At 63.5% G+C, this 13,442-nt stretch carries 9 protein-coding genes; 2 read left to right on the top strand and 7 right to left on the bottom strand.

Features of this window, described 5'->3' with window-relative positions; genetic code table 11:
- Window positions 1-28: 28 nt before the first annotated feature.
- Complete coding sequence (gene uvrA, locus AC1Y2B_RS02755) at window positions 29-2,890, bottom strand: excinuclease ABC subunit UvrA (RefSeq protein ID WP_482251522.1); 2,862 nt, start codon at window positions 2,888-2,890, stop codon at window positions 29-31.
- A gap of 205 nt (window positions 2,891-3,095) precedes the next feature.
- Here uvrA and AC1Y2B_RS02750 point away from each other — a divergent pair, with 205 nt between their 5' ends.
- Window positions 3,096-3,416, top strand: coding sequence for a rhodanese-like domain-containing protein (locus AC1Y2B_RS02750; RefSeq protein WP_482251521.1), 321 nt, complete (start codon window positions 3,096-3,098; stop codon window positions 3,414-3,416).
- Here AC1Y2B_RS02750 and AC1Y2B_RS02745 read toward each other — a convergent pair.
- The 6 genes from AC1Y2B_RS02745 to AC1Y2B_RS02720 form a co-directional block, all read right to left on the bottom strand.
- Window positions 3,403-4,560, bottom strand: coding sequence for an MFS transporter (locus tag AC1Y2B_RS02745; protein WP_482251520.1), 1,158 nt, complete (start codon window positions 4,558-4,560; stop codon window positions 3,403-3,405). The two genes, AC1Y2B_RS02750 and AC1Y2B_RS02745, sit on opposite strands and share 14 nt — an antisense overlap.
- A gap of 87 nt (window positions 4,561-4,647) precedes the next feature.
- On the bottom strand, window positions 4,648-6,042 hold the full coding sequence (lpdA, locus tag AC1Y2B_RS02740) for a dihydrolipoyl dehydrogenase (protein ID WP_482251519.1): 1,395 nt from the start codon (window positions 6,040-6,042) through the stop codon (window positions 4,648-4,650).
- A 75-nt stretch (window positions 6,043-6,117) separates the two neighbouring features.
- Window positions 6,118-6,705, bottom strand: coding sequence for a DUF924 family protein (locus AC1Y2B_RS02735; protein WP_482251518.1), 588 nt, complete (start codon window positions 6,703-6,705; stop codon window positions 6,118-6,120).
- Between the two features lie 61 nt (window positions 6,706-6,766).
- Window positions 6,767-8,005 (bottom strand): MFS transporter, encoded by a 1,239-nt coding sequence (locus AC1Y2B_RS02730; RefSeq protein WP_482251517.1) that lies wholly within the window; start codon window positions 8,003-8,005, stop codon window positions 6,767-6,769.
- Window positions 8,006-8,203: 198 nt separating this feature from the next.
- A complete protein-coding gene (gene queA / locus AC1Y2B_RS02725; RefSeq protein WP_482251516.1) occupies window positions 8,204-9,235 on the bottom strand; it encodes a tRNA preQ1(34) S-adenosylmethionine ribosyltransferase-isomerase QueA in 1,032 nt (343 codons plus the stop codon).
- Entirely contained in the window at window positions 9,232-12,822 is a 3,591-nt protein-coding gene (locus tag AC1Y2B_RS02720; protein ID WP_482251515.1) for an AsmA-like C-terminal region-containing protein, read from the bottom strand. The genes queA and AC1Y2B_RS02720 overlap by 4 nt, the downstream gene beginning before the upstream one ends.
- 102 nt (window positions 12,823-12,924) lie before the next feature.
- Between AC1Y2B_RS02720 and AC1Y2B_RS02715 the strand changes: the two genes are divergently transcribed.
- Window positions 12,925-13,392 (top strand): peroxiredoxin, encoded by a 468-nt coding sequence (locus AC1Y2B_RS02715; RefSeq protein WP_482251514.1) that lies wholly within the window; start codon window positions 12,925-12,927, stop codon window positions 13,390-13,392.
- The last annotated feature ends 50 nt before the right edge of the window (window positions 13,393-13,442 follow it).

The following is a 13,442-nucleotide window of genomic DNA, read 5'->3' as shown; positions in this document are numbered from 1 at the left end:
GTCGTTGAGCAAAGGTTTGGCGGCGGGACTATTCCGCCGCCACCCGCTTTGCCGCTGCCAGCATCGGCTTTAGGTAGCGGCCCGTGTGGCTCACCTCGACCTGGGCCACCTGTTCCGGCGTACCCACGGCGACGATCTGTCCGCCACCATCGCCGCCCTCGGGGCCAATGTCGATGATCCAGTCGGCGGTCTTGATGACATCAAGGTTGTGTTCGATGACCACGACCGTGTTGCCCTGATCTACGAGAGAGTGCAGCACCTCCAACAACTTGCGCACATCGTCGAAATGCAGGCCGGTGGTGGGTTCGTCGAGGATGTACAGCGTCTTGCCCGTCGCACGTCGGCTGAGTTCCTTGGACAGCTTGACCCGCTGCGCCTCGCCGCCCGACAGCGTGGTGGCCTGCTGGCCGACCTTGATGTAGCCAAGGCCCACTTCACACAAGGCATCCATCTTTTCCCGGATCGCGGGAACCGCCTGGAAGAACACGGCGGCATCTTCGCAGGTCATGTCAAGAACGTCGGCGATGCTCTTGTTCTTGAACTTGATTTCCAAAGTCTCGCGGTTGTAGCGGTGGCCCTTGCAAGTCTCGCAGGTGACGTAAACATCCGGCAGGAAGTGCATCTCGATCTTGATGACGCCATCGCCTTGGCAGGCCTCGCAGCGGCCCCCCTTCACGTTGAACGAGAAGCGGCCCGATTGGTAGCCGCGCGCCTTGGCTTCCGGCAGGCCTGCAAACCAATCGCGGATCGGGGTGAAAGCGCCGGTATAGGTCGCGGGATTGGAGCGTGGCGTGCGGCCAATCGCCCGCTGATCAATGTCGATCACCTTGTCGAGGTGTTCAAACCCCTTGATCGTCTCGCAAGGTGCCGGGGTTTCATGGGCCCCGTTCAGCCGCATGGCGGCGTTCTTGAACAGCGTCTCGATCGTCAGCGTCGACTTGCCGCCACCAGAAACCCCGGTGACGCAGACGAACATGCCCAAGGGGAATTCGGCGGTGACATCTTTCAGGTTGTTGCCGGTGGCGTTGACCACGGTGAGCTTCTTGCCGTTGCCCTTGCGCCGGACCTTGGACACCGGAATCGAGCGCAGGCCTGACAGATATTGCCCGGTCATGCTGGCCGGATCGGCGGCAATCTCGGCAGGTGTGCCACGGGCGATCACCATGCCACCATGCACCCCCGCCCCCGGCCCCATGTCAAAGACATAGTCGGCCTCACGGATGGCATCCTCGTCATGCTCCACCACCAGCACCGTGTTGCCCGCATCGCGCAGGTTCTTGAGCGTGGTCAAAAGGCGGTCATTGTCGCGCTGGTGCAGGCCGATAGAGGGTTCGTCCAGCACATAAAGCACGCCCGTCAGACCCGATCCGATCTGGCTGGCCAGCCGGATGCGCTGGCTTTCGCCGCCCGAGAGGGTACCGGCGTTGCGGCTCATCGTCAGGTAATTGAGGCCGACATTCACCAGAAACCCAAGGCGTTCGCGGATTTCCTTCAGGATTGCCCGGGCGATTTCATTCTGCTGATTGGTCAGCCTTTCGGGCACCGAGCCAATCCAGTTGAACGCCTCCTGGATCGACATCTGGACCACTTGGCCTGCATGCAGACCCGCGATCTTCACGGCCAAAGCCTCGGGCCGCAGGCGGTAGCCGTGGCAGGTGCCGCAGGGACGGTTGTTCTGGAAGCGCTCCATCTCCTCGCGAGACCAAGAGGAATCGGTTTCCTTGTACCGACGCTCCATGTTCGGGATGACGCCTTCGAAGATGCGCTTGACGGTGTAGATCCGGCCCGCTTCATCATAGCGGAACTCGATCTCTTCGCCGCCGGAACCACGCAGGAAGACCTCTTTCACCTTGTCGGGCAGATCCTTCCATTTCTTCTTCTTGTCAAAGCCATAATGGATCGCCATCGCGTCGATGGTCTGGGTGAAATAGGGGCTTTTCGACTTGGCCCAAGGGGCAATGGCCCCTTGGGCAAGGGTCAGGCTTTGATCCGGCACCACAAGGCGTTCATCAAAAAACAGCTCCATGCCCAACCCGTCGCAATCCGGGCAGGCGCCGAAAGGGGCGTTGAAAGAGAACAGGCGGGGTTCGATTTCCGCAATGGTGAAGCCCGATACCGGGCAGGCAAATTTCTCTGAATATGTGATACGCTGGCCTTCGCCCTCGGCGGGGGCGGTCTCGATCACGGCAATCCCGTCAGCAAGGTTCAGGGCGGTGCGGAAGCTGTCGGCCAGCCGGGTCTGCAGGCCTTCGCGAACAACAATCCGGTCAACCACCACGTCGATGTCATGGCGCAGCTTCTTGTCCAGCGTCGGCGGGTCTTCCAGATCATGGAAGGCGCCGTCGACCTTCACGCGCTGGAAGCCTTGTTTGCGCAGTTCAAGGAACTCTTTCTTGTACTCGCCCTTCCTGTCCCGGATGATCGGTGCCAGCAGATAGGCCCGAGAGCCCTCCTCCATCGCCATCACGGCATCGACCATGTCCTGCACCTGCATCGCGGTGATCGGCAGGCCGGTGGCCGGGGAATAGGGAATGCCGACGCGCGCGAAGAGAAGGCGCAGGTAATCATAGATCTCGGTGACCGTGCCGACGGTAGAGCGCGGGTTCTTCGAGGTGGTCTTCTGTTCGATCGAAATGGCCGGGCTCAGGCCCGAGATGTGGTCGACATCCGGCTTGCCTGCCATATCCAGAAACTGACGGGCATAGGCGCTCAGGCTTTCGACATAGCGCCGCTGACCCTCGGCATAGATCGTATCGAAGGCCAGAGATGACTTGCCTGAACCGGACAGCCCGGTGATGACCACGAACTGATCGCGCGGAATGTCGACATCCACGTTCTTCAGATTGTGTTCGCGCGCACCGCGCACTTCGATGAACTTCTGCTCAGCCATGCCACACCCCACCAAGACACCCAAGATAGGGCGGAACCAGGGGCTTTCCAACCGGAAAAAGTGAACGAAATATGAACATGACGCTGCAAGTGAAAATCTTCTGTGGAGGCTTTACAAATTCAATTATGTGAATATATTCAGATCAACCCACCAAAAGGCCACTCCGATGTTCAACTTTCTGCGTCCCGTACCCGCCCAACCCCAAATGACCCTTCAGGATGTGATGGCCAAGGTCGCTTCGGGCGATATCCTGCTGGTCGATGTGCGGGAAAGGGCCGAGGTACTGGCCTCGGGCACGGCAAAGGGGGCGATCCATATTCCGGTCTCCTTGATCGCCATGAAGGCCGATCCCAAGGGCCCGGACTTCGACAAGCGCTTCAAGGACAAGATGGTGGCGGTGTTCTGTGCGTCGGGCGGGCGGTCGGGCATGGCCGTGCAGGCGCTGCAGCGGCTGGGATACACGGCCTTGAACCTCGGCGGCTTTGGCGCATGGGTGCAGGCGGGCGGACCGGTTACGCGGCTGTAAGCCGGCGCCGGGCCTGCGCCAGGTGAATGACAAGACCCAAAGCCGAAAAACCGATCAGGAACAGGGCTAGACCGGTCACGCCGGCCTGTTGCATCAGGTAAGCCAGCAAGGGCGTCCCCGTCGTCGTCCCCAGATTGCCCAGTTGCGCAATCGCTCCGGCCGCCCGCGCCCGATCTTGCGGTTTTGGATTGAGCTGCGGGATTAAGGAAAAGCTGGCCCCCTGCACGATGCCAAGGCTGGCCGCCAACAGCAGCGCCGCGCCGATCACCGGCTGTTGCCCCCACAAGGCCCAGATGCCCATCGCAGCCAAGGCGGCCACGCCAAACCCGGCCTCCACCAGCCGTACGGCGCTGACCCGCCCCAGCAGCCAGACCCCCAGCGTCAGACTGACCCCGATCGAGACCAAAGGCATCGCCACCCCGGCAAAATGCCCCCAATCCCCCATCGCGGCAGGCATCAGCGTCAGCACGGCCACATAGGTCACCGTATAGCACACAAACCCCGTCGCCGGAGCGGCCACGAAGGGCGAGGCGTAGATCTGCCAATGCTGCGCCAGAACGCCACCTTGTCCCAAGGCGCCGTCCGGCTTTACATCCGCCGCCAGCAGCAGCCACAGCGCCGCCGCGCAGGCCAGAAGCCAAAGCGCATGCAGTCGGAACAGGCCCGCAAGGCCAAGATCAGCCAAGATCCCCGGCCCGACCCATGCCAAGACGGCATAGGTCAGCCCAAAGAAGCTGGACCACAGCGTCATGGCCGCACCCTGCCGATTCGGCGGGGCGATCGCGGCAATCGCAGTCGGCCCCACCACGACGATCGCAAGATGAGAAGCCCCCTCCAGCACGCGCGCCAGCATCATCAGGGGAAAGGGCGGCAAATAGGATTGCGCCAGTGACACGCCCGCCCCCAGAACCAACGCCGTCAAGATCGCCCGCCGCGCCCCAACCCGCGCCACAACCAGTCCGGCGCTGGTGCCAAACACCAACCCGACCATGCCGACACTCGACACCATCAGCCCGATCCAGACCCCGGCCTGCGCCGGATAAGCCAGGCCGAGCGCCTCGTAAGCCACGGAAATCTTGCCAAACTGCGCCGCAGCGCCAAGGCCTGCACACCACAGGGCCAGAACGGTCAGAAGACGGCGCACTCCATGCCCTTTCACATTTGCTCAAATATCCTCGTGGGTCAGGGGGCCGAGGCCCCCCGCGCGGAATTTTCGCAGAAAATTCGGGACTCAGATATGCAGGGCGCGACCGTAGGCGTCCAGCACGGCCTCGTGCATCATCTCCGACAGGGTCGGATGCGGGAACACCGTGTTCATCAGGTCTTCCTCGGTCGTTTCCAACTGGCGGCCGATGACATAGCCTTGGATCAACTCGGTCACTTCGGCACCGATCATGTGGGCCCCCAGAAGCTCGCCGGTCTTGGCGTCGAAGACGGTCTTGATGAAGCCCTCGGCCTCACCCAGCGCAATCGCCTTGCCATTGCCGATGAAGGGGAAGCGGCCAACCTTGATCTCGAAGCCTGCGTCCTTGGCCTTCTGCTCTGTCATGCCGACCGAGGCGACCTGCGGATGGCAATAGGTGCAGCCGGCAATCGAACCCGGCTTGATCGGATGCGGATGGCCGCCCGCGATCAGTTCGGCCACCATGACGCCTTCATGGGAGGCCTTGTGCGCAAGCCACGGTGCGCCCGCGATGTCGCCGATGGCGAAAAGCCCGGGCACCGAGGTGCGGCAGAATTCGTCCGTCACCACATGGGTGCGGTCGATCTTGACGCCAAGCGCTTCCAGACCGAGGCCTTCCACGTTCCCGACAATGCCGACCGCCGAGATCACCGTGTCAAATTCCTGCGTCGTGGTGCCCTTGGCGTCTTCTAGATGGGCGACCACCTTGCCCGGAGAGCGGTCCAGCTTCTTGACCGTGGTCTTCTCCAGAATCTTCATGCCCTGCTTGACGAAGGCTTTCTTGGCGAAGGCAGAGACCTCGGCGTCTTCCACCGGAAGCACGCGGTCCATGACTTCGACGACCGTGGTGTCAGCGCCCAAAGTGTTGAAGAAGCTGGCAAATTCAATCCCGATGGCACCAGATCCGATCACCAGCAGCTTCTTCGGCATCCGCTTGGGCTGCAAGGCATGGCGGTAGGTCCAGACCAGATCGCCATCCGCCTCCAGCCCCGGCAGTTCCCGTGCCCGCGCCCCGGTGGCGAGGACAATTGACTTGGCGGACAGCTCTTCTGTCCCCTTGTCGGACTTGACCGAGACCAGACCGGCCTTGGGCAACGTCGCGTCGCCCATGAAAACCGTGACCTTGTTCTTCTTCATCAGATGGCCAATCCCACCCGACAATTGCTTGGCCACGCCCCGCGAACGCGCCACCACGGCGTCCAGATCAAAACTGGCCCCCGTCACGGCAAGGCCGAATTCCTTGGCGCGGTGCATCAGGTGAAACACCTCTGCCGAGCGCAAAAGCGCCTTGGTCGGGATGCAGCCCCAGTTGAGGCAGATGCCGCCGAGGTTCTCCCGCTCGACGATCGCCACCTTTTGGCCAAGCTGGGCGGCGCGGATGGCCGCCACATAACCGCCGGGTCCGGCACCAATCACTACGACGTCGAAGGTATGGGCAGCCATCTTTTCCTCCCTTGAAAAAGTAGTTTGCCATTAAACTATCTTGGAAAGACCAGCAACGCCGGACCTGCCGTGGGCCTATGCAGGTTTTGCATGGCTTTCCGAAAGCGCTTTGACCACCGCAGCATAGCCGCCTTCGGCCAGAAACGCCGTTTCTTCGGGGGTAGAGATGCGGCCCAGGGCGGCGTTGCGGCTGGGAAAGCGGTGGAAGCGCGTTATGATCTCTTGATGGGCGCGGGCGTGCAGCGCCATCTCGGGGTCCGAGGGCAAGCGTTCCTCCATCAGGCGGACCGCACGGGCCTGATCGGCGGAATTTTCGGAATGCTCGAAGGGCATGTAGAAGAATTGCCGCTCTGGTTCGGGGGCGGCCATGTCCCAGCCCTCATCCAGCGCCCTGCGCGCTGCCGCCAGCGCCAGCGGGTCGGTCGCGAAAGCCTCGGCGGTGCCACGGTGCATGTTGCGGGGCAATTGGTCGGTGAGGATCAGATAGGCAAGCGTGCCTACGGCGCCATCGACCCAATGCTCCAACCCGCCCGAACGCGCCGCCTGCCACAGGTCCAGAAAGCCGTCGCGGCACATAGCGTCAAGGTCCTCGCCGCCGGCATACCACCGTTCGGGTCCGACCGTACCCAGCCAGAAATCCAGAACTTCGACCGGATCATCCATGCGCGTCTCCCTTTTCGGCAAAGGTGACAGGTTCGCCGGCAGACCGCAATCACCCGCGCAGTCAGCCCGCCCGGCTGCGGCGCGGGTCTTTCTCCATCACCGCGCCGACGGCCAAAGAAGAAGCATTGGGCGACAGGCCGGCAAAAACGCCTTGCTCCAGCGGGCCGGTGCGACGGCTGATGCGCCAGGCGGCATAGCCGGCCAGAACAAGAAACAGCAGGCACAGGAACAGGAAATAACCCCCCGCCCCGATCTGCCCCATGAACCAGCCCGATACCAGCGGCCCGAAGATCGCACCAAAGCCGTTGAGGAAAATGAGGCCAGCCGAAGCGCCCGGCATGTCCTCTTTGCTCAGATAGTCATTGGTCAGGGCAATCAGCAGCGAATACAAGGGGTTGATAATGCCGCCGAGCAGCAAAGCCACGACAAGGATCAGGTAGAACGGCAAGGTCAGCAGCGTGGCCACCGCCATCACCAAGGCCCCGGCCAGCGACAGGCCCATGATCAGCGCGCGGCGGTCCATCCGGTCTGACGCCCAGCCGATCGGGTATTGCAGCACCAGCCCCCCGATATAAAGCGTTGCACCAAAGGCCGCGATCTGCCCGAAGGTCAGCGCCGACATCGCCCCCCAGACCGAGGCCATGCCGAACATCCCGGCATAGATGCCCCCGGTCAGCAGCATCCCCGCGCAACCCAAGGGCGAAGTGGCGAACAGGCGTCGGAAGCTCATCCGCTTCACGTCGTCAAAGGTGGGCGCGGGCGTGTCGGCCAGCAGGATCGGCATGAACGCCAAAGAGACCAGGATCGAAGGAATGATGAACAGCCCGAACCCGGCCGGATCCCCCAGGGCCAGCAAGCCTTGGCTGGCGATGATGCCCAGCATCTGCACGATCATATAGGCCGACAGCGTCTGGCCCCGTGTCTCATTCGTCGCGGTGTTGTTCAGCCAGCTTTCGGCCGTGACATAGATGCCTGAAAAGCAAAACCCGATCAGCACGCGCATCAGGCTCCATGCGGTCCAGTCCAAGACCAGCGGATACAGGATCAGGATCGCGGAAATCATCGAACCCAAGGCCGAGAAGACCCGCACATGGCCCACCCGCCGGATCATCGAGGGCGCAAGGCGGGCGCCGCCAAGGAACCCCACGAAATAGGCCGACATCACGATCGAGAGTTGAAAGGTCGAAAAATGCTCCAGCGCGCCACGCACGCCCAAAAGGGTGCCCTGCACGCCATTGCCGACCATCAGCAGCATGACACCCAACAGAAGGGGCCAGGAATGGGCAAGAACTTTCAGCATGGGCACTCCTTCACGGGCAGTCTAGCAGGGGCTTGCGGGATGCGGCGACAAATTGCGACCGCTGAGCCCGAGGCGCCGAATTTTCTGCGAAAATTCGAAAACACCGACCCGAATTTTCAACGAAAATTCACCGGGGGCGCCGATGTCGCAGGGGCAACGACCGGGGCTCGGCAGAATTTTCGTAGAAAATTCGGGGCCTCATGGGATCAGCAACGAGGAATCGCCGTAGGAGAAGAAGCGATATTTCTCTGCCAAGGCATGGGCATAGACCCGCTTCATCCGCTCTTGTCCCATCAGGGCAGAGACCAGCATCAGCAGGGTTGATTTCGGCAGGTGGAAATTGGTCATCAAGGCGTCAGCCACACGGAACCGATACCCCGGATAGATGAAGATATCCGTTGTCCCGCGCCAAGGCTCCACCTGCCCCGAGGCGGCGGCACTTTCGATCAGGCGCAGCGCCGTCGTGCCCACCGGGATCACGCGACCGCCAGCCGCCTTGGTGGCGTTGATGTCGGCAGCGGCCTGCGGTGTCACCTCTCCCCATTCGGCATGCATCTTGTGGGTGGTCACATCCTCTACCTTGACCGGCAGAAAGGTGCCTGCGCCGACATGCAGGGTGACTTCGGTGAAATCGACCCCCTTGGCGCGCAGGGCGTCCAGAAGCCAGGGCTCGAAATGCAGGCTTGCGGTGGGGGCGGCGACGGCGCCGGGATGGCGGGCAAAGACGGTCTGATAATCGGTGCGGTCCTGATCGTCGGCCGGACGAAGGGCTGCGATATAGGGTGGCAAGGGCATCTGCCCGGCCTGCGCCAGGGCCGCGTCAAAATCCTCTCCGGTCAGGTTGAAGGCCAGAACCATGTCTGTATCGGATTTCGCGGCCACTGTGGCGGAGAGGGCGTCCGAAAAGCGGATCACTTCGCCTTCTTGTACCTTGCGCAGGGGCTTGGCCAAGGCGCGCCATCCGGTGGCCAAAGGCTCAAGCAGGGTGACTTCCACCTTGGCCACCGCTTCGCCACGCTGGCGGGTGCCGAACAGGCGGGCGGGAATGACCCTTGTGTTGTTCAGGATCAGCCGATCTCCGGGGCGGATCAAGTCCACCAGATCGCGCACATGCAGGTCCGCAAGCGCGTCGCCTTGCGCCAGCAACAGGCGCGCCGCGCTGCGCGGCTTGGCGGGGCGGGTGGCAATCAGGCCCTCGGGCAGATCAAAGTCGAAATCCGACAGCTTCATCCGCCGCCTCCATTGGGTGAGGGTTGTGCCGGGGTCTGCGGCAAGGTGGGGGCCGGGGCGCGAAACAGGTCGCGGAACATGCCCGGGGTCAAGATCGACAGCGGGTTGACGCTGACATCCGGCGCCGCTGCCTTCCCCTTCAGGCGGTAGGCAAAGCCGAACAGCCCTTCGCCCTTGCGCGTCAGAAGCGAGCCGATGCCGTTCAGCATGTAGATGGGCGACACGACGCCACGCATATCCAGACTGGTGGTGTCCGAGTGGTACAGGCCCTCCAGCGTGACCCCCATCGAAACGCCGATGGCCGACCCCTTTTGGACATCAATGGCCGTGGGCGTCATGTGGAACTGCGCCTCGGCCCGGTCAAAGACGATGCCATCCCCCATCAACTGGTCAATCAGTCCGATGACCGACATTGCCGACAACAGGTCCGCCATGACCGACCCGTAGTTGACGCGGATGTGGCGGATCGTGGCGTCGCCATCATATTCGCCGGGGGAGGCGCGCGGGATCAGTGTCAGGTCAAGGGATCCGCCATGCGCCGAGGCGAACAGGTTCGCGGCGCTCATCGTGCGACCGGCATCGTCGGACTGGATGCGCACCGCCGTGCCGTTGCGGGTGGGAACCGCTGTCCCGGTGATCGGGGCCGCACCATTGACCGCACCGGTGAAGGTGCCGTTGAAGCCGCCCTTCAGCGAGAAGTCGCCGTTGAACCCCGTGATGCGGATGCCATCGGTCACCCGAAGCGACTGCAGGGACAGGGACAGCGGGCTGCCGGCGGCGGCAACTCCGGCGGCATGGCTGGAGGGGAACTTGCGCAGGTCGATCGTGCCCGAGGTGACGGCCAGCTTGACCGGAACCCCTGCCCCACGCCCGGTGATCTCGACCGCGCCATCAAGCCAGTCCCCCATCGTGACATGGTCGAACCGCGCCACATCCAGACCGCCATTGCCATGCAGCAGCACTTGCCCCTGCGCTTGCAGGCCCGATCCGGACAAGGCGATCTGGCTGACCTCAGGCGGGGTCCCAAGGCGGACCTCAGCCGTCAGGCTGCCTGCGGCTGAGGGCGGTTTGCGCCAGCCCAATTCGGGAATGGCCAGCGTCAGACCCTGAAGGCCCGAGGTCAGGTGCAAGTGGCCGGGGGCGCCCTTGGGCAAGGTCAGCGTGACATCGGCCGGGGCCTGCCCGGTGACCATGCCCTTTGGCAAGCCAAGGCCGAACTCGCTGACAGCCTCCTGTGACAGGGTGACCTGACCGGTGACCTCTGCGGGTGCTGCAGGGCTGATTGCCGGGGCAATGAAGACGCCTTCGGGCACCACGTCCTGCGCGGCAAGCTCTTGCGGGGTGGGGATCTGGGTCGGGAAGTCCTGCGCAAAGGTGGCGTCAAACGGCACCTTGCCAATCATGCCCTTGCCAGAAATGGTCATGCCCTTCGTGGTGGCCGCGATGTGCAGCATCGGCGCCGTCACATGGTGCCCCTTGACCAGAAGATCAGACGCAAAATCTGAAATCTCGGCCGAGGCCTTCAGACCGACGTCCCACGCCATCACCCGGGCGATCAGCGGCAAGGTGACCTGCGCGGATACACTGGCCACACCCTCTCCCAGATCCACCGGCTGCCCGGCCTTTTCCAGATAGTGGAACGGCGGCTGATCCAGCAACGACAGGATCGCCGTCACCGCCCCGGTCATATGCACCTCGACCTTGGCCCAGGCGGGAATTCGGGTGATGTCCGGCACGGAAAACACGCTACCCGACACGTCGATCGGGCCGCCCTGCGGCGGCAGCAGATGGCCCCGCGACATGACCAGCGTGTAAACCTTGCCCTGAATTGTCGCATACCCGTCGGCCCCGGTCACCGGCGGCATCTTCGGCATGAAATGCAACTCGGCCCCGGCAAAATCATAGGACAACTCTGCCTTGGGCTCGGTGCCAGGGGCAATCCGAACGGCGGCGCGCACGTCCGAAAGATCTGCGTTGCGGATGTTGTTGGCCACCCATGATCTGGTGCCCGGCACCAGACGCAGGGGCCAGATCGCCAGCAGGCGGTCGCGGGAAATCTGGTTCAGCGTCAGATCGAACGCTGCCCGCCAGCCCCCTTGCTCTGCCGCGACCTGTCCGGACAGGCCCAGATGCTCGGATCCGTTCGAAAGCGACACCTGTCCGATATCGACCGAGAAGGGATCCAGCCGCAGACGCAGGTCCACCGCCCCCTGACTGAACTGCACGGGAGCGGCGAACAGGCCCGCCGGATCGACCTTGAGGTCGGAAACCTCTATCTGGCCCAGAAAGGCGGCGGGGCGGCGGCCCGAGAGCGGGCCCGAGATGGTCTGGCCGGCCTCGTCCACCATATAGGCCTGGCCCTTGGTGGTCAGGCGCAGCGTCTGGCTTTGCACCGACAGGTCAGTCAGCAGGATCCGGCCTGCCGCAGGATCATATCCCAGGCCGAGGCTGGCATGGTCGAAGGGAATCGGGGTCGTCTTGGCCGAGGGCTGCAAGGCGCCCGCCGCTATATCAAGACGCCCATCCAGGGCGGTGATACCCGTGGTGTCGAGCGTCGCCGCGATCCTGCCCGAGATCGGCGCATCCAGCACGCCAAGCCAGCCCAGAAGCGGGGTCTGCGCGGCAAGATCGCGCGCCGCAACACCGTCGACCTGCGCCGAGATCCGCGCCGTACCCGCCCCTTTGGCGGCAATCGCCGTCACCACCGCCCGGGCCGGTGTACTGCCGCCGGCCACAAGGGTCATGCTCAACTGCGCAGCCAACTCATCGGGGCGGTTCTCGATCGAAAGGTGACCATCGCCGACCTCCCACGTCCGCCCGGCCCGCAGGTCGGTCATCGACAGGGTCAGGGCCTCGGCCTCGACGGTGTGCAGGTGGGTCAGGGCGGGCAGGGCAAAGGCGCGGTCAAGCGTCGCGAACAGGGCGGCAAGGCTGTCGATCTTCGGCCCCTGCCCCGAGCCGAGCGCCAGATCGAAATGCCCGTCGCGGTCGCGGCGGATGGCGATGCGGGCGCCGACGATGCGCAGGCTTTGTGCGCGCACCTGTCCGGCGAGAAGGCCGGAGGGATCAAGGTTCAACTGGATTTCGGGCAAGGTCAGCAGGGTCTGGCCATCAAGTTGCAACAGGCGCAGATCCTCCAGCACCAGATGCGGCACCCAGTCATCGCCCACCGTGATCTCGATGCCGCCCAGCGACAGCGCTCCTTCCGGCAAGGCCTCGGCCAGCGCGTGGTTCAACCGCGCCTCGACTTCGGCCACGACGAAGACCGGCATCTGGATGGGACGACCGACCGCACCCAACACAAGCGCCGCCAGACCGAACAGGACCACAAGAAACAGAATGCGGCCGCCAAACCATGTACGACCAACCCGGGAGCGGCGGCGCACTGGGTTTCGGCGCGCCGGCGGAGCGGCTTCGGCCTGCAGCCTGTCCTCGGGGGCCTCTTCGGGCAGGCGATCTTGCGGACGCAGCAGCAGGGGCGGCAGGTCTTGGCCCGCACCACCTGCCCCGCCCGCCGAAGGTGTGGCGGTCGTCAAGGTGGCATCAGGGATCGCCCCAGCCCCACCTTCCTGTCCTGCCACCGCCATGTCTGCCTCTTGTTGTTTTTGCAAACCAGCCGTTGCCTTTATCTTCGCCGAAAGGCAACTAGATCGCCAAGGACCGGTCGATCACAAGGCAAGGAGCCGCCCATGTTGTCTGAAGTTGTCCAAGGCCAGATGGCCCCCGATTTCACCCTTCCCCGCGATGGCGGCACGTCGGTGACGCTGTCCACCTTGCGCCCGGCCCGGGTGGTTTTGTTTACCTATGGCGCCGACGGCACGCCCACTTGCACCAATGAGGTGATGGATTTCAACACCCATCTGCCCGCGTTTGCCGCAGCCGGGGTCAAGGTGCTTGGGCTGTCGAAGGATTCCGTGGCCAAGCACGACAAGTTCGCCGCCAAGATGGGCATCGGTTTCCCGCTGTTGTCGGACAAGGACGGCCATATGATGGAAGACTGGGGCGCCTTTGGCGAGAAGCTGTTCTTTGGCAAGCTGGTGCAGGGGGTGCTGCGATCCACCTTCCTGATCGACGGCGAGGGACGCGTCGCGCAGATCTGGAAGGTCGACAAGGTCAAGGGTCACGCGGCTGAGGTGCTGGCGGCTGTGAAGGGCTGAGGGGCGCTTGGCGGACCCGCTTGCCGCCCGTGGGATATTGATGGACCAAG

The sequence above is a fragment of the Stagnihabitans sp. genome (assembly GCF_964946895.1).
This window is presented reverse-complemented; position numbering and strand designations above follow the sequence as displayed.